A 26,274-nucleotide genomic window follows, 5' to 3' on the forward strand; every position below is an offset into this window, starting at 1 on the left:
CTTCCCCGGCGTGGCTATTCGACGTCGACGAGGGAGGCGTCGCGGTCGCGGTCGCGTTCGGCCATGGGCGCGATCTTCTGCTGGGATTCCAGGAGTTCCCGCTCGTCCAGGGAGGAGCCGGACACGCGGCTGATGTTGGCCTCGCGCATGGTCATGCGCTCCGGGTCGATGCGGACGACCTTCCAGGCCAGCCGGCTCTTCTCCAGGGACCAGATGAGGATCGCGGAGAGGTCGACCTCGTACCACTTCATGCCGTGGCGGGCGGAGCGGGGGAACGCGTGGTGGTTGTTGTGCCAGGCCTCCCCGAACGAAGGGATCGACAGCCAGGCGACGTTGCGCGACTGGTCGGTGGTCTCGAAGCGGCGACGCCCGAAGACATGCCCGACGGAGTTGACGGCGTACGTCATGTGGTTGATGAGGAAGATGCGGACCAGGCCGCCCCACAGCGTTCCCGTCAGGCCGGCCCGGAGCGATCCGCCGGTGATGCCGAAGGCGATGAGGCCGGGCAGGACCACGCTGGAGGCGGTGACCAGGACCAGGTTCTCGCTGAGCCAGCGCAGGGGCTTCTCGCGGACCAGGTCGGGGCAGTAGCGCATCGGATCGGAGCTGAGACCGACGTCGAAGAGCCAGCCGAGGTGGGCGTGCCACAGCCCGGCCATGGTGCCCTTGAATCCGGGTTCGAAGTCCAGGTGCGGGGAGTGCGGGTCGCCCGGCTTGTCGGCGACGCGGTGGTGCTTGCGGTGGTGCGCGGCCCAGATCAGGGGCGGGCCCTGCCCCGCCATCACTCCGGCGGTGGCGAGGGCGATGCGGATGGGCTTGTAGGTCTCGAACGAGCGGTGGGTCAGCATGCGGTGGTATCCGGCGGAGATCCCGAAACCGGAGACGGCGTACATGATGACCAGGACGACGATGTCCGACCAGCCGAAGATCTCGTTCCACAGCAGTCCCATGGCGCCGAAGACCGCGAGCAGCGGAATCAACGACGCTCCGAGTATGAACCAGCGATGCTTCCTGCCATCCATGTGCTTCTCACTTCCGGGAGTTGGCTGTCCGAGGGTTCGCGATGGAGCCCCTGGCATTGCGGAACAGGGGCAGAACTGCCGCGCGCAGCAAGGGAAAGAGGAGCGCGCGGGGGGTGTGGCGGCCCGCGAGGTACTGGGCCTTGGCGACAGGGCCTGGGACCACGACACGGCGCCCCCGGGCCATGCCCCGCAGGCCCGCCTCGGCGACGCGCCGGGGTGTGAGCCAGGCGAGGAACGAGTGCCTCTGCAGGCCCGAAATGCCGCCCGTCGCATAGAAGCCGGTGCGCACGGGTCCGGGTGCGAGCAGCGTGCAGCTCACTCCGGTGCCACGCAGTTCGACGTGCAGCGACTCGGCGAAGGCGTTGGCGAAGGCCTTGGTCGCCGAGTAGGTGGCCGCCGTCGGCACGGGCTGGCAGCCCGCGGTGGATCCGGTGACCAGGACGCGACCGTGCCGGCGGGCCAGCATGCCGGGGAGGAGGGCCTGGGTGAGGGCGTGCAGCGAGACGACGTTGACCTGGACCTCTGCGGTCTCCTTCGCCGGGTTGTTCTCGCTGAACGGCCCGCAGGTGGGGAACCCGGCGTTGGCGCAGAGCACGGAGACAGGCTCCCCGGCCAGTTCCCCGGCCAGCTTCTCGCGCGCGGCCGGGTCGGCGAGGTCGCAGGTCCGCACCCGCACACTCACGTGGTGCCTGTCCCGCAGCTCTTCGGCGAGCAGCTCCAGGGCCTCGGTCCTCCGCGCGATCAGCCACAGGCCGTAGCCGCGCGCGGCCAGGCCCCTGGCGAGGTGCTCGCCGATGCCGGAGGAGGCGCCGGTGACCACTGCCCACTCCTGGCCGCTCACGCGGGGGTCACCGGAGAGCCGAGGTGCGCGGCGAGCCGCCCGGCCGCGGCACGTCCCGTTCGCGCGCATCCCTCGATGGACACGCCCTGGATGTAGTCGCCCGCGAGCTCCAGGCCGGCGATCTCCGTGACGCTTTCGCGGACCTCGGCCAGGAACTCGGCGTGATAGGGGAGATAGCCGCTGTAGGCGGCCTTCCAGTGCTTGACCAGGAGGTTGACGCGCTCGGCGCGCGGTGCTCCCAGGTGTGCCACCAGGCGTTCCTCGGTCTCACGTGTGAGCCGGTCGATGTTCTCGGTGCTGAGGTCGGTGAGCCTGCCCTCGCGGCCGCTGTAGGTGTAGCGGACGATGTGGCGGTCCTCCTGCCCGTACGAGCCGGCGTTGCTGCACGGTCCGTCGTCCATGGCGAGCGCCCGCACGTCATGCGTGAACATGTCCCGGTCGTACTCGACGAGCACCACGGTCGACGGGAAGTAGTTCACGTCGTCGAGGCGGCGGGCGAGAGCCGGCCGGGCCGAGCGGACGATCTCGGCGGTGGCGTAGGCGGGGGTGGCGAGCACGATGCCGTCGTAGTCGCGGGACGTGGCCTCGGCGCCCTCCCGGGAGATCCGCAGACCGGTGACCCTGCCGTCGCGGATCTCCACGTCCTCGACCGTCGAGTCGAGACGGACGGGCACCCGCTTCGCGAACGCAGCCAGGACGGGCTGGATACCGCCCGACAACTGGTCGTAGTGGTCCAACAGCATCGCGAGGTTGGTGCCGAACGTGCCGGGGTAGACCTCGTCGGGCTCCGCTCCGTTGTTGCGGATGACCATGGGCCGCACCAGCATGTCCGTCATCCGGGGGCCGAAGAACGCGCTGAGCGGGGCGTGGTCGTGCCGTGCCGAGACGCCGCTGAAGTGGCGCGAGCCGAGGAAGCGGTTGCGCCGGTCGGCGCGGATACGGGCCGCCATGCCGGCCATGCGCGCGAAGTCCCGGGTCGAGCCCATGCGCCGGATGTTCTTGAGCGTCTGACCACGGCGCTCGCTGTCGATCGTGAGCACCTCGCCGTCCTTCATACGGGACGCGTTGTACCCGAAGCTCTCGTATCTGTCCGAGCCGAGCTCCGAGGTGAACCAGCGGAAGGTGTGGTACTGGCGGCCGATGTTCTTGCCGCCCGTCATGACCTCCCGGTCGCCCAGTCTGCCGAGGCCGAAGCGGCCGCCCAACGTGCTCTGGGATTCGATGACTTCGACGTCGTGGCCCAACAGGTCGAGGCGAAGGGCGGCGGTGAGACCAGCGATGCCGCCGCCCACCACGGCCACGCGGCGCCGGGTACGTTCCAATGACATGAATCAGACTCCGTGGCCTTGTGCGGTCGAACGGGGATGCGGGCCGGCGTCGGGCAACAGCTCGACACGGCCCTCGACGATCGTTTTGCCGAACTGCTGGATGCGCACGGCCACCGGCAGGCTGCCGTCCGCGCCGGGGGCCGAGACCCGCGCCTCGTAGACGACGTCCGCCTCGAACTCGGCGAAGTCCAGGAAGGCCGCGTCGCAGCCGACGGCCAGGGCGTGCGGGGACGCGATGGCCCCGCTCCGGCAGGCCGCCGCGACGGCCGCCTGCCGCATGCCCTCGACCATCAGAGGGCCCGGCACGTGGTCGTACTCGTGGTCGAAGAAGGCAGGATGGCGCCGGTCGGCGGCGAGGAGGTAGCGGATCGTGCCGTCGTCGGGCTCCGAGCCCTTCGGGCCCGTCGAACCGATGACGACATTGCGCGGGATCTCGCGGCCGACCAGGGCGGGCGCGAGCCGGTGGGCCGGGGTCGGCCGGGTACCCTCCACCGGCTTCTGGGCCCGCTGGAAGGCGCGGAAGACGTCGTAGTCCTCCTGCGACATGAAGGCGAGGACCGCGCCGAGCGTCATCGCCCGCCGTCCGTCGATCTCCATGACGCCTTCGAGTGTCATGCTCACCACGTCGGAGCCTTTGCCCTGCCGTTCGGCGACGCGGTAGTGCAGATGGCCCTGGAGCGCGGAGATCCCGTCGTCCGCGTACGCCGTCGGGTCCTCGACGCGCAGCGTGATCCGCTGGAGGCTGAAGGGCAGCCCCACGGGCACGCCCACATGGCGGTGCAACAGCACGAAGATGGACTGCCGCGCGGCCTCGGCGGACGCGAACGAGTCGTGATACGCCCCGTTCCGGTCGGACCACAGACTGTGTGCGCGGGGGATCTGGAACGACAGATGGAAGTCGACGTCCGAGCTCTGCGCGGAGTCGGCGACGAAGACCTCGCCGATCTGTCTGCGGTGCGCCAACGAGCGTGGCACGGTCTGCTCGAAGCCCAGCTCGACGCCGGGCGGCAGCAGTGGGCCGGGGACGATCGCGTACGGAAGAGGACTGGTCATCGGATCGACTCCGGTTCAGGTGGGTCCTGTTGTACGGGGCGCGGCTGGGGGCCGCTCTGATACACGGGCGTGCGCATGGCGCTGCGGCGGCGGATCTCCGTGGTGGCGAGCCGGCCCAACTCGCCGAGCGCGGCACGGCGTCGGCCGCGGCCGCGCAGTACGACCGCGCCGGTGGCGCCGAGCACCCGCCCGGGGGTGAGGACCTCCATGACGGAGGCGCGATGGCTCAGCAGGTTCAGTACGCCGTCGACCTTGCCCTTCGCGTGCAGCCTGCCGACGACCCGCGGGACGACGCCCGCGATGGGGCCCGCGACACCGAGGTCCGCCGCCAGTCCGTAGTACTCGGCGTAGGTGCGGTCCCGCCAGGTGCCGAACTCGGCGGTGGCGAGGTCGATTCCGGCGGAGTGGGGCAGCGCCGCCGAGATCGCGGGCGCGAGCCGCTCCGCCTGGTGGAAGGCGTCCCCGATGCCCCGCCCGCCCGCCGGGTCCTTGAAGTGTCCGGCGTCCCCGAGCAGCACCCAGCCGGCGCCCGCAGCCTCGCGGAAGTACCCGGCGAAACGGCGGAGACCGTAGATCTTGCTCGCCCGGGTGGCGCCCGAAAGGGCCTTGGCGATGGGCGCGCAGCGCAGGGCGTGGGCGTGCACGGAGCCTTCGAGGTCGGCCCGGAAGGACTCCCGCTCGTGCTGCTGGGGGGAGACGCCCACGATGTACAGGCCGTTGTCGGCGGGGCCGCCGAGCATGTGCCGGTCGCCCCAGCGGTGGAAGACGAAGGTGGGGTGCTCGCCGAGGTCCGCTCCTTCGAAGTAGGTCCAGTAGTAGCCGCGTTCACCCGGGCTGACGTTGTACATGCGGGAGCCGCAGGTCTCGGCGACCTTGGAGTTCCGGCCGTCGGCGCCGACGACGAGGCGGGCGCGCAGGACGGTCTCGGTGCCCCCCGACACGGCCCTGACCCCCGAGACGCGGCCGTCCTCGCGGACCACCCCGACCACCCGGGTGCCCAGGCGCACCTCGGCGCCGGACGCGCGGGCCGCACCCACCAGTACGGGGTCGAGGACCTCTCGGCGGATGCACGCCGCGCCGCCGGCGTCCCCCTCCCGCTGCGGAAAGGCCGCCACACAGCGGAACTCCTCCAGACGCATGTCGACATGAGTCATCGTGGTGACCCCGGCCGCCCTCAACTCGTCCGTCACGCCAAGACGGTTGAGGAATTCCAGGGAATCTGCCTGCAGGATGTTCGAGGAGAGCGTCGAACGGATCCGTGCGGCCTGGTCGAGCACGACGACCCGCAGCCCTCGGCGCGCGAGGAGCGCGCCGAGCGTGGAGCCGGCGCAGCGCGCTCCGACGATGACGACGTCGAAGTGCTCCGACGCGGTGCCTTCCGTGCCGCCGTTCACGACACACCGTTCCAGCGCACCGCCGCCGCGGCCGCGAAGTCGCCGGCGTGCGCGAAACCGGACATCACGATGAGGTCGCCGTCGCGCAGCCCGCCGGCGCGCGCGGCCTGGTCGAGGGTGACGGGCACGGCGGCGCCGTACAGATTGCCGAAGCGGTCGAAGGTGTCGAAGTGCCGCTTCTCGTCGAGGTCCAGGGCCCGCCGCCAGTTCTTCAGGAAGATCCGGTTCGGCTGGTTGGTGACGAGGACGTCGATGCCGGACGGCTCCTCGCCGAGGTCCCAGCAGAGCTCCCGGACGAGTTCGGGGACCAGAGTGTTGCCGCGCCCCAGGATCTGAGCCTGTTTCCCGTTGTCGAACCAGATGTCCGTCTGCCCGGTGCCCGGCTCCCAGTACTTGCGCCCGTCCGGAGCGGACAGCCCCAGGTCGACGGAGTACTCGGGAGTGCTCCGCTTGCGTATGCCGAGGATCGGCGAACCACCGCCCGCCTCCAGATAGGCCACGCCACAGCCGTCGCCCGGTACCGCCGCGTGGGGGTGCTTGCGCACCTCGGACTGGGCGAACATCTGCCCCGCGGTGTTCTGCACGTTGGCGATCAGGGCGGTGCGCGCGGAGCCGTCGGCCATGATCTTCTGCGCCAGCTGCATCATGTAGACGAACGAGGCGCAGCCGCCATTGTGCAGGTCCACGACCCACTCGGGGTTGATGCCGAGCCGGTGCGCGGCCTGGGCGCCGACGCCCATGAACGGCTCGTCCGGGAGCAGCACGTTCGTGAGGAACACATCCGCCCGGGGCTTCCTCCCGAGCCGCTCGAAGAGCGGCTCGGCCGCCTTCGCGATCATGTCTGAGGCGCGCTCGTCCGGAGCGACGTGGTGCCGTGTCGCGGGGACCTTGAACAGCGGGGCGCCGGCGAGTGGGTCCACCGGGGCGTCCGGGTCGTGGAAGAACTCGGGTCCCACGACGTTCTCGGGCAGATAGCTCCCGAAGTCGACTATGCCGACGGGCTGCATGAACGTTCCTTTCGAAGCCAGTCCTCGACGGTCCGTGCCGTGTCAGCGGCGTGTTCCTCGAGGAGCGAGAAGTGATCGCCCGGGACCGGTGTGACGGTGTCCGCCGCGCGCCACACCCGCCAGCCCTCGCTGTTCGATGCCTCGGGGCCGCGTTCGGCCGTGAGGAGCAGTACCGGGGCGGTGAGCGGATCGGCGGCCCAGTCGTCGAAGAGACGCAGATATCCGCCCATGGCCAGCACGCCCGCCTCGTCGACGCCGGCCGACGGCCGGTCCCTGGCGAGGATGCGGCCCATCGCCCATGCGAAGACCTCGCTCTGCCGGGCGGGTTCGGGCTCGTACGTATCGATCAGGACGACCCCCGCGACCTGGTGTCCGGCGCGTTCGAGGCTCGCCGCCGCGGCATGCGCGAAGGCTCCGCCGATGGAGTGCCCGGCGAGCAGCACGGGGGCCCCGGCCGCGGCTGCGAGAGTCGCGGCCGCCAGACTGTCGACCGCCGCTCGCCAGGATTTCGGGAGGAGGGGCGAGGGCGCGCCGAGGCCGGGCAGAGTGAGCGCGGACATCCGCAGACGACGGCGGAAGCCCGCGGCGAACCGCGCGAACTGGTGCGGGCCCGAACCGGCCAGGAACGACGGCACGCACACCACGGCGGGCTCGGCGGCGCCGTCGGAGACGAGGGTGGGTCCGGTCGTTGCGGTGAGCCGGCCGGGGGAGGAGAAGGTGGGGAGCGCGGCGGCGGCCTCCCGTAACCACGGGACGGCGGCGGCGAGTTCACCGCGGACGTGGGCGGACCTGAGCCGGGTGGTGTACGGGGTCCGGGCGGGTGCGGGTGCGGGTGCGGGTGCAGGGGCGGGGGCCTCCTGGGGCTCCTGCGCCTCGGGCGTGGTCTGTCCGACCAGCGTCCGCAGGTGATCCGCGACCGCCACCGGGGTCGGGTGGTCCACCAGGAGTGTCGCCGACAGGTCGAGCCCGGTGACGGTGGACAACCGCCGCTGGAGCCGGACGGCGCCGAGGGAGTCGATGCCGAGTTCCAGGAGGGATTTCTCCGCGTCCACCTGCGTGCTGTCCTCGTATCCGAGGACGAGGGCGGCCGCGGCCAGGACCAGCTCCAGGACGTCCCGGGCCGGCTCCTCGAACTCGTTCGAAGTCCGGCTCGGGGCGGGCGCGCCGCTGTCCGCCCGCTGCGGACCGAGGACCGTCGGCGATACGTCGATCCAGTGGCGGCGTGACTGGAAAGCGTACGTGGGAAGGCTCACCCCACGCCCGGCGGCCGGTGGGAACAGCACCGCCGGGTCGGCGCCGGCGCCGTGGGTGTGCAGCTCCGCGAGCGCGGTCAGCAGGGCCGCGGGCTCGGGCCCGCGCCCGTCGAGCGCGCAGGTGAGGACGGCGGCGGACGGTTCGGCCAGACACTCCTGCGCCATGCCGGTGAGTACCCCGGCCGGGCCGAGCTCCAGGAACGCGGTCACCCCCGCGTCCTCCAGGGTGCGCATGCCGTCGTGGAAGCGGACCGGATGCTCGGCGTGCCGCACCCAGTAGCCGGGGGTGGCGAGCGCGGCCGGGTCGGCGAGGGTGCCGGTGACGTTGGAGACGATCGGGATGCGCGGTGTCCGGTAGCTCAGACCGCCCGCGATCTCGGCGAGGCGACCGAGCACGGGGCGCACCAGGGGTGAGTGGAACGCGTGGCTCACCCGCAGCCTGCGGGTGCGTCGGCCCAGCTGCCGCCAGGGAACTTCCCAGGTGTCGAGGTCGTCCGCAGAACCGGAGACGACCACAGAGCGGGGCCCGTTGACGGCGGCCACCGCCAACCGCTCGTACCCCGAAAGGCTTGTGCGCACCTCCTCCTCCGACGCCTGCACCGCGACCATCGCGCCCCCCTTCGGCAGCGCCTGCATCAGCGCGCCGCGGGCCGCGACCAGGGCGCTCGCGTCGGCGAGGGAGAGGACCCCGGCGACATGAGCGGCGGACAGTTCGCCGATCGAGTGGCCCAACAGGAGGTCGGGGGTGAGGCCCCACGACTCGACCAGGCGGTAGAGGGCGACTTCCAGGGCGAACAGGGCTGGCTGGGTATGGCCCGTGCGGTGCACGAGCTCTGCCTCCGGGGTGCCCGGGGCGGCGAACAGCACCTGCCGCAGCGGTCGTTCCAGGTGGCGGTCGAGTTCGGCGCAGGCCGCGTCGAGGGCCTCCGCGAACACCGGGTGTGCGGCGGCGAGTTCATACCCCATGCCGGCGCGTTGGGAGCCTTGGCCGGAGAAGAGGAAGGCGGTCTTGCCGGTGTGTGCCGCGACGCCCTGCACGGTGTTGGCCGAATGCTCGCCCCTGCCGAACGCCGCGAGACCGGCGAGGAGTTCGGCACGGTCCGCGCCGATGACGACGGCCCGGTGCTCGAAGCGGGCGCGGCCACGGGCGAGGGCCGCGCCGACCTCGGTGGGCCCGGCGCCGGGATGCGCGACGAGGTGGGTGTGGAGGCGGCGGGCCTGGTCGCGCAGCGCGGCGGGAGTCCTGGCGGAGAGCACCCAAGGGACCGCGGGAAGGCCGGGCGGTTCTTCCTCGTCCACCTCCGGCCGGGCGGCCGGTGCTTCCTCGACGACCACATGGGCGTTGGTGCCGCTGATGCCGAAGGACGAGACGCCCGCGCGACGGACCCGCTCCCCGCGTGGCCAGGGCGTGGCCTCCGTCAGCAGGGAGATGCCGCCGGACCAGTCGGCCTTCGACGTGGGCCGGTCGACGTGCAGGGTCCGCGGAAGCAGTTCGTGGCGCAGGGCCTGGACCATCTTGATGAGCCCGCCGACACCTGCGGCCGCCTGGCTGTGCCCGAGGTTGGATTTCAACGAGCCGAGGAAGAGAGCCGGTCGTTCCCCGCGCTGTCGGCCGTAGACGGCGTCCAGCGCGTCGATCTCGATGGGGTCGCCGAGTGTGGTCCCGGTGCCGTGGCCCTCGACGGCGTCGACGTCGGCCGCACGGATACGGGCGGAGGCGAGCGCCTGGCTGATGACGTGCTGCTGAGAGGTACCGCTGGGCGCGGTCAGTCCGTTGCTCGCGCCGTCCTGGTTGACCGCCGAGCCGCGGACGACGGCGAGGACGCGGTGGTCGTTCCGCCGGGCCTCGCCGAGCCGCTCGAGGAGGACGACTCCGACGCCCTCGCCCCAGCCGGTTCCGTCCGCCGACTCCGCGTAGGAGCGGCATCGGCCGTCCCGCGACAGGGCGCGCTGCCGGCTGAACTCCGTGAACACGCCCGGCGTGGACATCACCGTGACCCCACCGGCGAGTGCGAGAGAGCACTCGCCGCGGCGCAGTGCCTGCGCCGCCAGATGCACACTGACCAGGGACGAGGAACACGCTGTGTCGATGGTGAGCGCCGGCCCCTCGAAGCCCATGGCGTACGAGACCCGCCCCGACAGCACGCTGCCCGCCGAGCCGATGCCCCAGTAGCCCTCCAGATCGCTCGGACCCGAGCGCGCGAGCAGGGCGTAGTCCTGCCCTGTCGTCCCCACGAACACGCCCGTACGGGAGCCGCGCAGTGGGCCGGGGTCGATTCCGGCGTCCTCCAGACACTCCCAGACGGTCTGCAGGAGCAGCCGCTGCTGCGGGTCCATGGCACGCGCCTCGGTGTGCCCGATGCCGAAGAACTCGGCATCGAACTCCGTCGCCCTGTCGAGGAATCCACCGGATCGGGCGTACGTGGTCCCGACGTGGTCGGGGTCGTCGTCGAAGAGGCCGTCGAGGTCCCAGCCCCGGTCGTCGGGAAAGGGTCCGACGACGTCACGCCCCTGGTCCACGACCTCCCACAGATCGGCGGCGGACGTGACACCGCCGGGATACCGGCAGGCCATGCCGACGACCGCGACCGGCTCGTACAGGAGCTGCTCGGCCTCCTGCAACCGCTCGCGGGTGCTCTGGAGTTCGGCGACCACGCGCTTGAGGTAGCGCAGGGTCCTGTCGTCGTCGGTCATGGCTCAGACCACCCCCAGGTCGTTGTCGATCAGGTCGAACATCTCGTCGGCGGTGGCGTCGTCGATCCGCTGCCCGCGGCTGTCGTGGGTGCCGGGTTCCGTGCCCTCCAGCGAGGCGAGGAGGGACCGCAGCCGGGCGCTCACGGAGCGGAGCTCGGACGCCGGGACGGAGGGAAGGAGCGCGGTGAGCCGGTCGAGACCCGCGTACAGGGCGGCAGCGGCCTGCTCCCGCGCGGGCGGTTCGGTGCGCTCCTCCAGCAGGGTCCGCAGATGGGCCGCGAGCGCGGGGATCCTGGGGTGGCTGAAGACGAGCGTGGACGGCAGGGTGAGCCCGGTGGCCCGGCTGAGCCGGTTGCGCAGCCGCACCGCGCCGAGCGAGTCAAGTCCCATTTCCTTGAAGGGCCGTTCCGGGTCGATCGTCCCGGTGTCGGCATGGCCGAGAACTGCGGCGATCTCCGTGGTGACGACGCTCGCGACGATCGCGTCCCGCTCTTCGGGCGGTGTGGCGCCGAGCCGGGCGAGCAGCGCACCGCCGAGGGCTTCCGCCGGACGGGCCGCGGTGGGGGCGAGGGCGCGCAGGACGGCGGGGAGTGTGCCGTCGCGGCCCTGGGCGCGCAGGGCCGCCAGGTCGAGCCGGGCAGGCAGCAGGAGCGCGTCACCGGTGCCGTGCACGGCGTCGAAGAGCCGGAGCCCTTCGGCGGTCGCGAGCGGGGCGAGCCCTGATCTGCCGAGCTGCGCCATTGCGCCGCCCACGAGATGCCGGGTCATGACGCTCGTCTCCTCCCACAGTCCCCAGGCGAGGGAGAGGGCGGGCCGCCCCTGCGCGCGCCGCCACCGGGCGAAGCTGTCGAGGAAGGTGTTGGCGGCGGCGTAGTTGGCCTGGCCCGGCCCGCCGATGGTCCCGGCCACCGAGGAGAAGAGCACGAAGGACTGGAGCGGGGCTTCGGTGGTCAGCTCGTGCAGATGGAGCACGGAGTCCACCTTGGGCCGCAGGACACGGTCGAGGCGTTCGGGAGTGAGCGTTTCCAGGAGCCCGTCGTCGAGGACCCCGGCAGAGTGGATCACGGAGGTGAGCGGATGCGCCGGCGAGACGGAGGCGAGGAGCCCGGCCACGTCCGCCCGCTGGGCGAAGTCGCAGGAGGAGACGGTGACTTCGGCGCCGAGCGCGGTCAGTTCGGCGGCCAGCCCGGCCACGCCGTCGGCCCCGCGGCCACGACGGCTCGCGAGAAGCACATGCCGGGCACCGCGCTCGGCGACCAGGTGCCGGGCCACCTGGGCGCCGATCCCGCTTGTGCCGCCTGTGATGAGGACGGTGCCGTCCACGGCGAACGGGAGCGGCTCACCGGAGGCGTGCGCGCGGACGACGCGCGGTACGTACGGGATCGTGTCGCGCACGGCGAGTTGGGGCTCGGACGTGGCGAGAAGCGCGGGCAGTGCCGGACCCCGCGCACCCTCGCGCCCGGCGAGGAGCTCGGACAAGGCGGGACCTTCCGCTCCCTCCACGTCGATGAGCGTGAATCGCCCCGGGTGCTCGGACTGCGCGGCACGGACGAGACCCCAGAGGGGGGCGAGGCCCGGCTGGACGGTGCCGGCGTCCGCAGCGACAGCGACGGCGTTCCGTGTGACGAGGACCAGCCGGGAGGCGGCCAGGCGCTCGTCGGCGAGCCATTCCTGGAGAAGCGCGAGGGTGCGGGCCGCCAGGGCACGGGCCTTCGCCGCGTTCGGCACCGCGTTCGGCACCGTGCGCGGAGCGAACTCGGGTGCGATCACGGTGTCCGGGACGGGGGCACCCGAGTCGAGAGCGGCGCGGAGACCGGCCAGATCGGGGTACGCCGCGAAATCGGCTGTGGCCGAGGGGTCCTGGGCCCCTTCGACGGTGCCCAGGACCGCGACCGGCCCGCCGGGTCCCGCCGCTGCGGCCGGGGCCGGCACCGGCTGCCATTCCAGACGGAACAGCGACCGTGTGGCCGAGCGCACCGATGCCGGCCCTGCCGGGGACACCGGGCGGGCCACCACGGAGTCGACGGAGACCACCGGGGTGCCGGTCTCGTCGGTCGCGGACATCTGAACCACGCCTTCGCCCTGCGCGGTGAGCGTCACCCTCAGGCGGGTGGCCCCGGGGCGGGCGATCCGTACGCCGGACCAGGTGAACGGGAGCCAGACCCGCGCCGACCCGGCGTCCGCGCCCGTCGTCTCCCCGAGCTGGGCGTGGAACGCCGCGTCCAGCAGCGCGGGGTGCACCCCGAAGCCCTCCGGGTCCGCAGTGATGTCCGCCTCCGCCAGGAGGCTGCCTTCGTGCCGCCAGGCGGCCCGAAGGCCCCGGAAGGCGGGACCGTAGCCGAAGCCCCGGTCCGCCAGGCTTTCGTACAGGTCGTCGATGTCCACGGGTGTGGCGCCGGGTGGGGGCCAGGCGGTCGGCTCCGTCGGGGAATCGCCGGGCGGCGCCGTCCCCAGGAGGCCGGCCGCGTGCCGCGTCCACGCCGCTTCCTCCTCCGCGTCGGCGGCGCGTGAATACAGGGTGACCGGCCGTTGCCCCGCCCCGTCCGGCGTCCCCACGGAGGCCTGCAGATCCACCGCGTCCGCGTCCGGGAAGGCCAGTGGTTCCTCCAGCGTCAGCTCGGTGACCACATCGCAGCCGACCAGTGCCGCGGCGCGTGCCGCCATGTCGACGAAGGCGGTGCCGGGCATCAGGACGCTGTCGTGGACCGCGTGGTCGTCCAGCCAGCCGTGCGTACTCCGGGAGGCCCGACCGGTGAGCAGCCACCCCGTGCCGCCCGCGAGCGCGGTGGCCGCGGTGAGCAGCGGGTGCCCCGTGCCGAGCAGACCGGCGCCGGTGACATCGCCCGTGACGGCCCGTGGAACGGCCCAGTACCGCTCCGGCTGGAAGGCGTACGTGGGGAGTTCGACCCGCCGTGCGGTGTCCGCGTCGAACATGGCGTCCCACGCCACCGGCGCTCCGTGCGCGTACGCGTCGCCGACGGCACCGACGAAGCGCGCCAGCTCGCCGTCGCGCCGGGCCGAGCCGAAGACGGCGGCCGAGGCGCCCGTCGCCTCCACCGTCTGCTCCAGCGGGACCGTGAGGACCGGGTGCGGACTCACCTCGATGAACGTCGTGTGACCGTGTGCGAGGAGATCCCGTACGACAGGGTCGAAGCGGACGGGCCGGCGCAGATTCCGGTACCAGTAGCCGGCGTCGAGCCCCGCCGTGTCGAACTCGGCCGCGGTGACGGTGGAGTGGAAGCGGACCCCGCCGGAGCGTGGTCGCAGGGGTGCGAGGACCTCGGCGAGCCGCTCCTTCACGGCTTCGACCTGAGGGGAGTGCGAGGCGTAGTCGACGGGGACGCGACGGGCCCAGATGTCCTCGGCGGCACAGCACGCGAGCAGTTCGTCGAGGGCGTCCGGGTCCCCGGAGACGGTCGTCGAGGAGGGCCCGTTCACGGCGGCCACGGAGAGGCGCTCGCCCCACCGTCCGAGCAGGGGAAGAAGCCTCTCGGGGGACGCCGTCACCGACGCCATCCCGCCGAGCCCGGCCATCACGTCGGCGATGGCCCGGCTCCGCAGCGCCACCACGCGGGCCGCGTCCTCCAGGGACAGCCCTCCGGCGACGTAAGCGGCGGCGATCTCGCCCTGCGAGTGTCCGACGACGGCGTCCGGATGCACCCCGTGCCGCCGCCAGAGCGCGGCGAGCGAGACCATCACGGCGAACAGCGCGGGCTGTACGACGTCCACACGTTCCAGCGGGGGCGCGCCGGGCGCACCGCGCAGCACGTCGTCGAGCGACCAGTCGACGAACGGCGCCAGCGCATCGGCGCAGGCCCGCAGCTCCTGTGCGAACAACGGTTGCGCGGCGGCCAGTTCACGCCCCATACCGACCCACTGGGACCCCTGTCCGGGGAAGACGAAGACGACTTTGCCGCCGCCGCTGCGGGCACGGGCGAGGGGCATTCCGTCGACGGCCTCCCCGTGCGCCAGGGCGGCCACGGCGCCGAGCAACTCGTCGCGCGTGGCACCGGTGACGGCGGCACGGTGGCCCAGGTGGGCCCGGGTCAGCGCGAGCGCGGCCCCGACCTCGGCGGGCGTGCCTTCGGGCCGCGCGGTGAGATGCGCGTGCAGACGCCGGGCCTGCTTCCGCAAGGCGGCCGGGGTCTTGGCGGAGAGAACCCAGGGCACGACAGGCAGCGCGTGCCCGGCGGCTCCGGTCTCGCCTTGCCCGGCGGGGAGTCGCGAGGCCGGCTCGTCGCCGGGTGCCTCCTCCAGGACGACATGCGCGTTCGTTCCGCCGACCCCGAACGCCGACACCCCGGCCCGGCGGACGCGCCCGCTCCGCGGCCACGGGGCCGGCTCCGTCAGCAGGGACACCGCGCCACTCGTCCAGTCCGCCTTGGGCGTCGGCTTGTCGACGTGCAAGGTCCTGGGAAGAACCTCATGACGCAGAGCCATGATCATCTTGATGAGTCCGCCGACGCCCGCCGCGGCCTGGCTGTGGCCGATGTTGGACTTCATGGAGCCGAGTCGCAGCGGCCGCGCCGGGGGACGGTCCTGGGCGAACACCGCCGTGAGCGAATCGATCTCGATCGGGTCACCGAGTTTCGTGCCCGTGCCGTGCCCCTCCACCGCGTCGATGTCACCGGGGCGAAGGCCGGCCGCCGCGAGCGCCTGTGTGACGACCCGGCGCTGCGCGGCCCCGTTGGGCGCCGTCAGGCCGTTGCTCGCACCGTCCTGGTTGACGGCCGAGCCGGGGATGAGCGCCAGGACACGGTGGCCGAGCCGGCGTGCCTCACCGAGGCGCTCCAGTACGAGGATCCCGACGCCCTCGGACCAGCCCGTACCGTCGGCCGCCTCCGCGTAGGACCTGCACCGGCCGTCCGGTGACAGGGCCCGCTGCCTGCTGAACTCCGTGAACACCTTCGGCGTCGTCATCACGGCGGCGCCGCCGGCGAGCGCGAGCGAACACTCGCCGTCGCGCAGCGCCCGGGTCGCCAGGTGCACGCTCACCAGGGACGACGAGCAGGCCGTGTCGACGGTGAGCGCCGGGCCTTCGAAGCCGAACGCGTAGGCTATGCGGCCGGACAGGACGGAGCCCGCCGAGCCGATGCCCCAGTAGCCCTCCAGCTCGAGCGGGCCCGAGCGGGCCAGCTGTTCGTAGTCCTGGCCGCTGCTGCCGACGTAGACCCCTGTCGGGGAGTTCCGTAACGTGCCGGGATCGATGCCCGCGTCCTCGAGGGACTCCCAGACCGTCTGCAGGAGCAGCCGCTGCTGCGGGTCCATCGCCATTGCCTCGCGCCGCGCGACACCGAAGAAGTCGGCGTCGAAGTCGGCGACGGACTCCAGGAAGCCGCCGGTGCGGGCATAGCTCGTACCGGCCCGCTCCGGATCGTCGCAGAAGAGGCCGTCCAGGTCCCAGCCGCGGTCGGCGGGGAAGTCCGAGACGACGTCCCGCCCGGCGGCGAGGACGTCCCACAGGTCGGCGGGGGAAGCGATTCCGGCCGGGTAGCGGCACGCCATTCCGACGACTGCGATCGGCTCGTCGTCGGCCCGCTCCGGGACGGTCCGCGGAGATTGCGCGTCCGCCGGGGTGAACCCCAGTGTCGACAGCAGGTGCTTCGCCACGGCCGCGGGCGTCGGATGGTCGAACAGCAGCGTCAGCGGCAGTTCGAACCCACAAGCCGCGCCGATACTGCTCGTCAGCTCCACCGCGGCCAGGGAGTTGTAGCCGAAGTCGCGATAGGCGAGGTCGGGATCGACATCCCCGGGGTCGGAGCCGAGGAGTTCCGCGGTCTTCTCCCGCACCAGGTCCAGCAGGACCGGGTACCGGGCATCCGCCGGCAGCGCGGCCAGCCGCACCGTCAGGGGATTGCTCCGCTCGTCCGTCGGATCGCCCGGGTCCATCGCGTCCGCCATGCCGTCCTCCACGTCGTCGTCCTTCGCCTTGCGCCCACGCCTCATCACCGCTTCCCGCGCGAGGGAAGCGGCTGCGGACGGGTCGAGCCGTCCTGACTAGTCGGTGGCCCTGCCCGTGAGCAGGAAGGACCGGAGGTGCGCGGCGAGTCGATCCGGCTGGTCCTCCGGGATGAGGGTGTAACTGTCCGCGATCTCCACGAGCTCGCTCTTGGGCAGCAGCTCCGCGAGCCTGCGCCCGTGCGCGAGCGGCATGACCTTGTCCTCGGCGGCCCACACCACGAGCGCCGGCCGGTCGAACTCCCGCAACTTCTCCGCCCAGGCGAGGAGTTCGTCCTTGGGCGGTACGCCCAGGACGTACTTCCGCAGATCCCGGCGGATTTCCGCGGAGGTCCACAGGGGCTCGAACCACGCGTCCATCACCTCGTGCGGGACGGGCCGCTTGCTCATCCAGCCCCAGGTCATGGGAAGGCGCCGCATCGGCTTCAACTTCAGGAGCTTGAAGGCGAAGTTGATACCTCCGGGCATCTTCGCGGAGGTGTACAGATTGGAACCGGGCACGCCCGGCGGGAAGTTGTCGAACGCCTCGCAGGAGGTGATGACGAGACGGCCGATCCGCTCGTCCCGGCCCAGGGCGACGAGTGCCTGAGCCCCGCCCCAGTCGCTCATGACCAGAGTGACGTCCCGCAGGTCCAGTTCGTCGAGGAACTCGGCCACGAGCCGGGCGACACCGGGGATCGACAGATCGGCGTCGGCCTTCATCGGAATGCGGTGTCCGCCCAGCGGCAACGTCGGGATCACACAACGGAATTCCGCGCGCAGAGGTGCCACCACGTTCCGCCACAGGGAGCCGTCCATCGCGACACCGTGCAGCAGGACCACTACGGGCCCCTCTCCGCCGGTGTCCTGGTACTCCACCGTGCCCGCCGCAAGGTGTACCTCGGCCATTCGGATCTCCTTGGTCCTCGTCGGATGAGACGGGGCTGCAGCGGCCGCCCGCGGCAGATACCACCGCACAGGGTCAGCTCGCGGCGTACTTACCCCCGGCCGGGTGAGCCTCGGCAAGCAAAACATGTCAGCCCCTTTTTCGCCAGCAGTATGTTTGTTGAAAACGATCACTGCCCTAAAGGGCAATAGTGCCCCGTCGGTCCCCTGGGTACCGTGGCAACTCCCGTCCCGCGCTGGAATCTCCGTCCTGCCATCGGCGGCGTTTCGTACCGGCCTTCGAATGTGCCCCGACTCGCTCGGTGGCGTGGCCGGATCGTGGACGTTGGGAAATCTCTGGCGCTCATCGCCTCAATAGTCGAAAGGCATCCTGTGATCACTGCTGAAGAAGTGTGTTCCCGCATTGCCAAGAAGCTGGGCAGCAAAGCGGATTCCTATGACCTGAATGCCGATACGGCTTTCGAGTCGGTCGGACTTTCGAGTCTGCAGATAGCCGATATCGTCTACACCATCGAGGACGACCTCAAGATCGAGTTCGATGAGAGCAGGGCCGCGAGTGTCAGGACCGTGGCGGACCTGGTGAAGCTGGCGCAGGAGAGCGAGAAGGGCGGCGCCGCCGCGTGACGGCCGGCGAATACCGGGGAGCGACGGCCGAGTCCATTCGCCACCACTACGACGTGTCGAACGACTTCTTCGCCCTGTGGCTGGACGCCGATCTCACCTATACCTGCGCGCTGTGGGACGAGAACGACTCCGGTGACACTCTGGAGGCGGCCCAGAAGCGCAAGCTGGACCATCTGATCGAGGGCGCGCGGGCGGCCGGCGCCCGCCGGGTCCTGGACGTCGGTTGCGGCTGGGGCAGTCTGCTCGACCGCCTGGTCAACACCCATGGTGTGCAGCGGGCGGTCGGCCTCACTCTCAGCGAGAGCCAGGCCGAACGGCTGCGCCGGGCGGCTCTGCCGCGTACCGAGGTGCGGGTGGAGAACTGGCTCGACCATGAACCGGACGAGCCCTACGACGCCATCATCTCCATCGGTGCTTTCGAGCACTTTGCCCGCACGGGCCTGTCTCGCGCCGAACGGGTCGCCGCGTACCAGGAGTTCTTCGACCGGTGCCGTACATGGCTCCCGAAGGGCGGACGGATCGCGCTGCAGACCAACATCAAGGGCAACAACGTCCAGATGGACAAGCAGACCGTCCGTGATCTGATGTTCATCATCGACACCATCTTCCCGGAATCCGAGATCCCGGCCCTCTCCGAGGTCATCGAGTCGAGCGAGAAACGTTTCGACATCGTGAATCTGCGCACCGACCCGGACCACTACAGCCGTACCTGCCAGGAATGGCTGAACCGCCTCCAGGCCAACCGCGCTCAGGCCGTCAAGGCCGCCGGCGAGGAGAACGTCGCCAACTACGAACGCTATCTGGGCTCGACGGTCGGCCACTTCACGAACCGCCACCTCGGCCTGTCCAGGATGATCCTCGAAGCCGTGTGAGGTGACGTCCACGGGATCCTGGTGACCGACAGCTCCACGGTGGCCCTGTTGAGGAGCACTCAGTGAACGCATACAAGCACGTCGTCTACTGGCACGACACCGAACAGGTCACCGTCGAAGCCCCGTTGCGGGAAACCGTGGACTGCGATGTCTGCATCGTCGGGGGCGGTTTCACCGGACTGTGGACCGCCTACTTCCTCAAAGAGGCCGAGCCAGCGCTCGACATCCGTATCGTCGAGGCGAACCACTCCGGCTACGGGGCGTCGGGCCGCGCCGACGGATTCGTCACGCCCACCATCGGCAAGGACATCCAGGCTCTGGTCAAGGAATTCGGTCTGCAAAGGGCACTGGAAGCCTCCCAGGCCGTGGGCAGGTCGATTCTGGAGATCGGCAGGTTCACCCGCAGGAACCGTGTCGACGCGGAGTACGAGGCCAATGACTACCTGATGGTCGCCACCGACGCGGCCCAGCTCAAGCGCCTGCGGCACGACCGCGAACTCGCCGAGCGGATGGGCGCGGCACGGGCCGAGATCCTGACGCGGGAGGAGTCCCGGGCGGTCATCGGCTCGCCCGCGATCCTGGCCGGCATGCGCACCGGCGGTGCTCTGGTGAACCCCTTCAAGCTCGCTCGTGGCCTCGCCCGCGTGGTGCGCGAGAAGGGCGTGACCATCTACGACAAGTCGCCCTGCCTGCGCGTCGAGCCGGGCGTGCGGCCTACGGTGATCACCACCGGTGGCCGGATGACGGCGGACAAGGTCGTCCTCGCCACGAACGTGCATATGGACGCCTTCCCGCCCTTCCGCAGGAAGGTCGTGCCGATCTGGACGTACGCCATGGTGAGCGAGCCCCTCACCGACGCGCAGCTCGCGCGGGTGCGGTGGCCCGGACGTGAGGGCATGGTCGAGGCCAAGTCCCTTCTCACATGCGCCCGTTTCACGCACGACAACCGTGTCATGTTCGCGGGAGGACCCGCTCCGTACTACTTCGGCCGGGACAAACGGCAGCGGAACATGAACCGCACCGAGGTCTACCGCGAGATCCACCGTGAGTTCCTGCGGTTCTTCCCGATGTGGGCCGACCTCCGGTTCACCTACGCGTACGGCGGAACCGCCGATGTCGTGCGTGACTACGCTCCGCACTTCGGCTCCCTGGGCGGGGGCGGCATCCTGTACGGATACGGCTACTGCGGCAACGGCATCGCCGCGACCCACACCGGTGGCAAGGTCCTGCGCGACCTCACCCTCGGCAAGGACACCGACTACACCCGGCTGCTCTTCGTGGACGACGAGCGACGTAAGCCCCCAGCCGACTTCCCGCCCGAACCGGCTCTCTATGTCGGCGCCCGCGCGATGGCCCGCCTGATGGAGTGGAAGGAGTCCCGCCCATGAGCGCGCGTCGCACGGTCCTGCTCACCGGAGCCTCCGGCGTGGTGGGCCGCAGCATCCTCCGGGAGAACGGTGCCGACGGGCCGCGGATCATCTCCGCCGTCCACAGCGCGCGGATCCCGGCCGCGGAGTCCACGGTCTCCCTGGACCTGACGGCGGAGCGTTTCGGGCTGGACGCGGACAGCCATGCCGCGCTCGTGGCCTCGGTCGACACCGTCATCCATTCCGCAGGGCTGACCGAGTGGGGCCTGCCGGCCGAGCGCTACGGGCCGATCAACGTCGAGGGCACCCGCCGGGTCATCGAGTTCGCCGAACAGGCGGGTGCCGCGGTCCACTTCATGGGCACGGCCTTCGTGGCGGCCCTCGCCGAGGACGCGCCCGTGCCGCTCGGCGAGGAGAACGTCTGCGGGAACTACATCCGCTCCAAGCGACGGGCGGAGCAACTCCTGCGAGACAGCGGACTGCCGCACACCGTGTTCCGGCCCACCAACCTCATCGGCGACTCCACGACGGGCTGGACCTCACAGGGCCAGATCGTGCAGTTGATGTCGGACTGGCTCGGCCGGGGCCGGGCACCGTTCGTCCCCGTGCACCCGGGCATCCGGATGGACTTCGTCCCACAGGACCTGCTGGCGAAGGCGGTGCTGCGCGCTGTCGAACTCGGCCATGAGCAGGGCGAGTTCTGGGTGACCTACGGCGAGGAGGCGATGGATGTCGAGACCTGTCTCCAGCTCCTGGTCAAGCACGCGGCCGGGCGCGGCCGCTCGCTGAACCTGCCGCCGCTGGTGGACCCCGACGAACTCGCCCCGGACGCCATAGCGAAGACACCCCCGCTGACCCGTTCGTATCTCTCGGTCCTCAGGGACGTCAGCGAGGTCACCAGGTGCAGCGGCGGCGTCCTGCCCTCCTCCATGGCGGAGCTGCGCGATCGCTACTCGATCCCGCATGTCGACGGCACGGCCGCGTACCTGGCCGGCCTGGAGTACGCCGCCGAGCATCTCGGCTGAGAAGGCGACGCGGACACCGTACGAAAAAGGGCGCACTCCCGAACCAACGGAAGGACTCTGGCGTGAACGACGTGTGGAACGCTCCGGACCTGGGCGGAAAGGTGGCCGTGGTCACCGGGGCCAGCCGAGGCGTGGGCCGCGGTATCGCGCTCGCGCTCGGCGAGGCGGGCGCGACCGTGTATGTCACGGGCCGCAGCACTCGCACGGGCCGGCGTACCGAGGGCCTGCCCGGCACGGTCGACGACACCGCCGACGAGGTGACGCGGCGCGGCGGCACGGGCATCGCCCTGCGCTGCGACCACGCGGCGGCGGGGGACAACGAAGCCCTCGCCGAGCGGATCAGGGCCGGCCACGGCCGTCTGGACCTTCTGGTCACCAATGCCTGGGGAGGGTACGAGCGGTCCGCCGAGGTCCGCTTCGACGCGCCCTTCTGGGAGCAGCCGATGTGGCGCTACGAACTGTTCGAGTCTTCGCTCCGCGGGCAGTACGACGTCACGCGCAGGCTGGTCCCGCTGATGATTTCGCAGGGGAGCGGTCTGGTCGTCGGCATCAGCTTCTCCGACGGGGACATCTACCTCGGTCAGGTCGGCTACGACGTGTTCAAGTCCGCCTCCGACCGCATGTGCCGCGGCGTCGCCTCCGACCTGCGCAGAAGTGGTGTCGCGGCGGTCTCCCTGCACCCGGGCTTCGTGCGGACGGAGCGGGTCGAGGCGGCCTGGGAGGCGATGGGCAGCGGCCCGGCGTCGGTGGTGCACTCCCCGGAGTACGTGGGCCGTGCCATCGCCTCCCTGCTCGCCGACCCGGACGTCATGGAGCGCACGGGCACGGTGCTGAGCACCGGCGACCTGGCGGTCGAGTACGGCTTCGACGACGTGGACGGCCGTCGCCCCCCGGCCTTCCGCCTGGAGGGGCGGATGAGCCTGGCCACGCGGATGCACCGCCTGAACAAGGTGGTCGGCGCCGCCGGACCGCAGTAGGCGGAAGTGACGTCAGGACAGACGCAGTTCGGCGACCCGCACGCTGGGACGTGGGCCGCCCGGCCTGCCCGTGCCGTCCGGCGCGTCCTCGTCGCGGACGGCGACCGCGGCCCGGTAGCCGTCGGGCGCCTTCACGTCGGCGAGAGACCAGCCCGCCGGCCCCGGCGGGGCCCAAGGGGGTGCCAACTCCTCGGCGAGGCCGACGTGATGGCGGCCGAGCCCGCCGGCGAGCCCGGTTCCGATGCCCTTGAGGTACGCCTCCTTGCGCACCCAGCAGCCGAGCAGAGCCCTCTCGCGCAGGGCGGGGGGGAGGGCGGCGACGGCACGCCGCTCGGCGGGGTGGAAGCGCCCGCCCGCGCGTTCCAGGCCGTCGCCCACCAGTCCCGCCGACTCGATGTCCGCGCCGACGGGCGTGCCGGCGATCGCGTACAGGGCCGCGTCCTCGGCGTGCGAGAGGGAGAAATGCGGCCCGGGCGGACCGGCGATCACCGGCCGTCCGTGCGGCCGTTCGCAGTCCGGCATCCCGCAGCGCTCGCGGAGGAACCCCACGTCCTGCGGCGCCATCCCCAGATACCCGCCGAGCAGCACGCGAAGACCCACATGGGAGGTGACATAGCGCTCACGCGCCGCCGGGTCCTGGAAGCGGGCGGCCCGTTCGGTTTCCTCGGCGCCGAGTGTCCACGCGCTGTCGGCCGCGACCGCCGCGTGATCGGGGATCCACAAGGTCCAGACGGCGACCTCGCAGGGTCCTGCCGGACGGATCGTCACCCGTGTTCGGGATTCTGTCCGCCCGGGCGGAGCTCGTCCGCCCACCGCACCGACAGGAGCGTGGCCTCGACCCGGTTCCGCAGTCCCAGCTTCCGCGTGATGCTGGTCAGATGGGCTTTCACCGTTCGCTCGGCGATGCCGAACCGGCGGGCGAGAGCTCTGTTCCCCTCGCCGATCGACAGGACGCTGAGTACTTCGCGCTCGCGCGGTGTCAGCTTCTGCAGGGCCGAGCGTTCTACCCGCGCTAAGCCCACACCGCCGCCGAACCCTATTCGTGATTCGGTCTCATCAGTGGTTGCGTGGTCCCCGTTCATGCGCTCTCCAACTCCTTGATGGAATCGTCTCCCGCACGAGGAAATAAATGAACACGTGGCCATGGACGGCCATTCCCCCGTGATCTCCGCACCCTACCTCCGTGTCGAGAAGCTGTCAGCCGACAATACTAGTGGATGCTGATCGTGAAGTAACTTATTGATTGCTCAACTTTACATCCTGGCAAGGGAGTTCACCTGTCGGATGGGCATCAGGGTGGTGAATCCGGTGCCGAGGACCAGACGTGAGGCCAGGCGTTTCCCGTCTCCGTGGAGCGGCGGAAATTTGATGGAAGCTTGAGCTTCCGCCGCTCTGCCCAGTGCTGCCTGCATTCGGATTCCAGGAAACGTGCAATTGCACGCAGCCGCCCAGTTGCCCGCCGCCGCAGATTCACCGAGGTGACCTTATGTCGTCCTATCCCTCCGTACCGATCACCGTTGATGCCGGAGCCGGCTCCCGCATCGCGGCCGTGGCCGGGGTCCGGCCCGAACGCATCGTGGGAAATTCGGAATTGGGGGATCCGCTCGGCGTTTCCGCCGAGTGGATAGAACGGCGGGTCGGTATCCGCGAGCGGCGCTTCGCGGGCCCGGACGACTCCCTGACGGGTATGGGTGCCACGGCCGCCGCGAAGGCTCTCTCCACCGCGGGACTGGGCCCGGCGGACGTCGACCTCCTCGTCCTCGCCACCTGTTCCATGCCCTCCCCCATGCCGAACGGCGCGGCGTCCGTGGCCGCCCTGCTGGGCATCCCCACGGTCGCGGCCTTCGACGTCAACGCCGCCTGCGCGGGCTTCTGCTACGGACTCGGGATCGCCGACGGCCTGATCCGCTCGGGTACCAGTCGGTGCGCTCTGGTCGTCGGCGCCGAGCGGATGACCGACTGGGTGGACCCCGCGGACGTGGACACCGCGACGGTGTTCGCGGACGGGGCGGGTGCCGCGGTCGTCGTCTCCGCCGAGTACACGGGGATCCACCCGGTGGTGTGGGGCGGCGACGGGGAGAGGGCGGGCCTGGTCGCCATTCCGGACCGGCGCGGCAGCGTGACGATGAACGGTCGGGCCGTCTACCGCTGGGTCACCACGGAGCTGGCGCAGGTCGCCGCCGCGGCCTGCGCTCGCGCCGGGCTGTCCCCGGACAGTCTCAAGGGCTTCGTCTCCCACCAGGCCAACCTGCGGATGATAGAGCGCCTCGCGGCCGGCCTCGGCGCGACGAACGCCGCGATCGCCCGCGACATCGTGGAGACCGGCAACACCTCGGCGGCCTCCGTCCCGCTCGCCCTGACCCGGCTCATCGACCTCGGCCAGATCCGGTCGGGCGACCCGGTCCTCCTGATGGGCTTCGGTGCCGGGCTCAGCTATGCGGCGCAGGTGGTGACTTGCCCTTGACCCGGCTGCGCCCCGGTCCGACGCGCTGCCGGTCCCCCCGGCCGGCAGGGACCGGCATCGCGTCGGGTGCCGCGAGCGGCCGGGGCGGACGTGGGCCGGGTGAGCGGTCCGCCGGCGGGACGGCCCCCGGTCACGGACCGTCGGCCGGCCGGGGCGCGAAGCGTGCCTCGGCCCGGAGTCTGGCGCGGGCTATCATGCGCCGGCCGCGGCTGCTGCCGAGCGGGCGCAGCGTTCTCAGGGCGGAGGAGGGCCCGCTGTGCCGGAGCGCGCCGAGGACCGCGAACCGTGTCCCGGAACCCTCCGGGACGGCCGCCATCCCCCCGATGACGCATCCGCTCTGCATGAGGCACCATCCCGGCTGCAGCATGACCTCGAACCGGGCGCGGTGCCCGAGAGGTCCGTAGGCCCAGGCGTGTCGGCGGGGCCCGGAGGCGGGCGACAGGTGGAAGGCGCGCAGCGTCGGCACCAGGTGCGGCAGCTCGCCCTCCAGGTCGCTCGCCACCGCCCAGACGTCCGCGAAGGGCCTGTCGAGGTGGGCGTCCGCGTACATGACCGCGTTCAGGCCCGCGGCCATGACGCGCAGGCGGCGCACAGGGTCGAGTTCGGTGGTCGGCCAGTCAACGCTCATCGCGCCCACGCCTTTCGGAAGCTGTGACGGGCACGGTGCAGCCGTGACTTCACCGTGCCGCAGGAGATGTTCAGGAGCCGGCCGGCCGACCGTTCGTCGAGTCCCTCCAGCTCGCGCAGGACCAGGACGGCGCGGTGTTCGGTGGACAGCCGGCGCAGTACGTCGCGCACATCGGCGGCGAGTTCCGGGCTGTGTACCGAGGGCAGGTCCGCGAGCTCGCCCACCGGGGTCTCGTGCTCCGCGCGCCGCGCCACCCGCACGGCCTCGCGCACGGTGATCGTGCGGACCCACGCGTACAGGGCGCGGGGCTCCCGCAGCTTGGGCAGCCCCTGGAAGACCGCGATGAGCGACTCCTGCACCGCGTCGGGGCTGTCGGCCAGCGCGATCGGACGGCACAACCTGCTGACGTACGGCGTCAGCAGGTCCAGGAGATCGTTGAGAGCCAGGGCGTCACCGGTCTGGGCGGCCCGGACGAGGGGGGCCGCCCTGGCCCACGGATCCTCCTCCGACGGCTGCCGGGCATCCGGCCGGGGCGGCAGGAAGCCTGTGTCGGCTGTGTTCATGCGTCGTTCTCCTCCCTCGCAGGTCGACGCTCCACCGTCAGCGGGGCCGCGTCGACGCGTGAGCTTCACAGGGACAGAGGGGGGCTTTTGGGCGCGCACTCCCCAGGTCACGCAACTGGCCGGAACTCCTTCAGGCGCCCGGGGAGTGTTTCGGCCCCGTACGGCCTCTTCCTGTACGTCGAGGATGCCCGTCGCGGGGGGGCCCGCCCGGGCGCCGCCCCCCCCCCCCCCACCCGGGGGGGGCCCCCCCCCGCGCCGGGGGGGGGGCCCCGCGGGCCGGCCGGGGGCGGGGGGGTGCGGGGGCGGCGGGGGCCGTCGG

Annotated in this window: 19 protein-coding genes; 6 read left to right on the forward strand and 13 right to left on the reverse strand. The window is 71.5% G+C overall.

Annotated features, from left to right (window positions below; genetic code table 11):
• Window positions 1-14 precede the first annotated feature (14 nt).
• The 9 genes from ACFYW8_RS03470 to ACFYW8_RS03510 are packed head-to-tail and all read right to left on the reverse strand — an operon-like array spanning window position 15 to window position 17,438.
• A complete protein-coding gene (locus ACFYW8_RS03470) occupies window positions 15-1,022 on the reverse strand; it encodes an acyl-CoA desaturase (protein ID WP_365873892.1) in 1,008 nt (335 codons plus the stop codon).
• A gap of 7 nt (window positions 1,023-1,029) precedes the next feature.
• Window positions 1,030-1,863 (reverse strand): SDR family NAD(P)-dependent oxidoreductase, encoded by an 834-nt coding sequence (locus ACFYW8_RS03475; RefSeq protein ID WP_389067092.1) that lies wholly within the window; start codon window positions 1,861-1,863, stop codon window positions 1,030-1,032.
• Complete coding sequence (locus ACFYW8_RS03480) at window positions 1,860-3,191, reverse strand: FAD-dependent oxidoreductase (protein ID WP_389067095.1); 1,332 nt, start codon at window positions 3,189-3,191, stop codon at window positions 1,860-1,862. Before ACFYW8_RS03480 ends, ACFYW8_RS03475 begins: the two co-directional genes overlap by 4 nt.
• 3 nt (window positions 3,192-3,194) lie before the next feature.
• The gene (locus ACFYW8_RS03485) at window positions 3,195-4,244 is read right to left on the reverse strand and encodes an AfsA-related hotdog domain-containing protein (RefSeq protein ID WP_389067099.1); all 1,050 of its coding nucleotides are present in this window, start codon (window positions 4,242-4,244) and stop codon (window positions 3,195-3,197) included.
• Complete coding sequence (locus ACFYW8_RS03490; protein ID WP_389067103.1) at window positions 4,241-5,638, reverse strand: NAD(P)/FAD-dependent oxidoreductase; 1,398 nt, start codon at window positions 5,636-5,638, stop codon at window positions 4,241-4,243. The genes ACFYW8_RS03485 and ACFYW8_RS03490 overlap by 4 nt, the downstream gene beginning before the upstream one ends.
• Window positions 5,635-6,645: a 3-oxoacyl-ACP synthase III family protein gene (locus ACFYW8_RS03495; protein WP_389067108.1), complete on the reverse strand. Its 1,011-nt coding sequence runs from the start codon at window positions 6,643-6,645 to the stop codon at window positions 5,635-5,637. The genes ACFYW8_RS03490 and ACFYW8_RS03495 overlap by 4 nt, the downstream gene beginning before the upstream one ends.
• Complete coding sequence (locus ACFYW8_RS03500; RefSeq protein ID WP_389067113.1) at window positions 6,627-10,592, reverse strand: type I polyketide synthase; 3,966 nt, start codon at window positions 10,590-10,592, stop codon at window positions 6,627-6,629. The genes ACFYW8_RS03495 and ACFYW8_RS03500 overlap by 19 nt, the downstream gene beginning before the upstream one ends.
• A gap of 3 nt (window positions 10,593-10,595) precedes the next feature.
• Complete coding sequence (locus ACFYW8_RS03505; RefSeq protein ID WP_389067119.1) at window positions 10,596-16,538, reverse strand: type I polyketide synthase; 5,943 nt, start codon at window positions 16,536-16,538, stop codon at window positions 10,596-10,598.
• A gap of 51 nt (window positions 16,539-16,589) precedes the next feature.
• A complete protein-coding gene (locus tag ACFYW8_RS03510) occupies window positions 16,590-17,438 on the reverse strand; it encodes an alpha/beta fold hydrolase (RefSeq protein ID WP_389067124.1) in 849 nt (282 codons plus the stop codon).
• A 369-nt stretch (window positions 17,439-17,807) separates the two neighbouring features.
• Here ACFYW8_RS03510 and ACFYW8_RS03515 point away from each other — a divergent pair, with 369 nt between their 5' ends.
• The 5 genes from ACFYW8_RS03515 (at window position 17,808) to ACFYW8_RS03535 (ending at window position 22,300) form a co-directional block, all read left to right on the forward strand.
• Window positions 17,808-18,059, forward strand: coding sequence for an acyl carrier protein (locus ACFYW8_RS03515; RefSeq protein WP_389067127.1), 252 nt, complete (start codon window positions 17,808-17,810; stop codon window positions 18,057-18,059).
• Window positions 18,056-18,931 (forward strand): class I SAM-dependent methyltransferase, encoded by an 876-nt coding sequence (locus tag ACFYW8_RS03520; RefSeq protein ID WP_389067130.1) that lies wholly within the window; start codon window positions 18,056-18,058, stop codon window positions 18,929-18,931. The genes ACFYW8_RS03515 and ACFYW8_RS03520 overlap by 4 nt, the downstream gene beginning before the upstream one ends.
• Window positions 18,932-18,993: 62 nt before the next feature.
• On the forward strand, window positions 18,994-20,319 hold the full coding sequence (locus ACFYW8_RS03525; RefSeq protein ID WP_389067134.1) for an NAD(P)/FAD-dependent oxidoreductase: 1,326 nt from the start codon (window positions 18,994-18,996) through the stop codon (window positions 20,317-20,319).
• On the forward strand, window positions 20,316-21,323 hold the full coding sequence (locus ACFYW8_RS03530) for an SDR family oxidoreductase (protein ID WP_365873868.1): 1,008 nt from the start codon (window positions 20,316-20,318) through the stop codon (window positions 21,321-21,323). The genes ACFYW8_RS03525 and ACFYW8_RS03530 overlap by 4 nt, the downstream gene beginning before the upstream one ends.
• A 62-nt stretch (window positions 21,324-21,385) precedes the next feature.
• Entirely contained in the window at window positions 21,386-22,300 is a 915-nt protein-coding gene (locus tag ACFYW8_RS03535) for an SDR family NAD(P)-dependent oxidoreductase (protein ID WP_365873866.1), read from the forward strand.
• Between the two features lie 12 nt (window positions 22,301-22,312).
• Here ACFYW8_RS03535 and ACFYW8_RS03540 read toward each other — a convergent pair whose 3' ends face one another.
• Together ACFYW8_RS03540 and ACFYW8_RS03545 are read right to left on the reverse strand one after the other, a co-directional pair.
• Window positions 22,313-23,068 (reverse strand): 4'-phosphopantetheinyl transferase family protein, encoded by a 756-nt coding sequence (locus ACFYW8_RS03540; protein WP_389067143.1) that lies wholly within the window; start codon window positions 23,066-23,068, stop codon window positions 22,313-22,315.
• A complete protein-coding gene (locus ACFYW8_RS03545; RefSeq protein ID WP_389067147.1) occupies window positions 23,065-23,382 on the reverse strand; it encodes a response regulator transcription factor in 318 nt (105 codons plus the stop codon). The genes ACFYW8_RS03540 and ACFYW8_RS03545 overlap by 4 nt, the downstream gene beginning before the upstream one ends.
• A 404-nt stretch (window positions 23,383-23,786) precedes the next feature.
• Here ACFYW8_RS03545 and ACFYW8_RS03550 point away from each other — a divergent pair, with 404 nt between their 5' ends.
• Entirely contained in the window at window positions 23,787-24,764 is a 978-nt protein-coding gene (locus ACFYW8_RS03550; protein ID WP_389067151.1) for a beta-ketoacyl-ACP synthase 3, read from the forward strand.
• A 130-nt stretch (window positions 24,765-24,894) separates the two neighbouring features.
• Here the strand turns inward: ACFYW8_RS03550 and ACFYW8_RS03555 are convergent, their stop codons facing one another.
• Both ACFYW8_RS03555 and ACFYW8_RS03560 read right to left on the reverse strand, forming a co-directional pair.
• Complete coding sequence (locus ACFYW8_RS03555) at window positions 24,895-25,392, reverse strand: hypothetical protein (RefSeq protein ID WP_389067156.1); 498 nt, start codon at window positions 25,390-25,392, stop codon at window positions 24,895-24,897.
• Entirely contained in the window at window positions 25,389-25,955 is a 567-nt protein-coding gene (locus ACFYW8_RS03560) for an RNA polymerase sigma factor (protein ID WP_389067160.1), read from the reverse strand. Before ACFYW8_RS03560 ends, ACFYW8_RS03555 begins: the two co-directional genes overlap by 4 nt.
• Window positions 25,956-26,274: the final 319 nt, after the last annotated feature.

It is taken from the genome of Streptomyces sp. NPDC002742, from assembly GCF_042888885.1.
GTDB lineage: Bacteria > Actinomycetota > Actinomycetes > Streptomycetales > Streptomycetaceae > Streptomyces.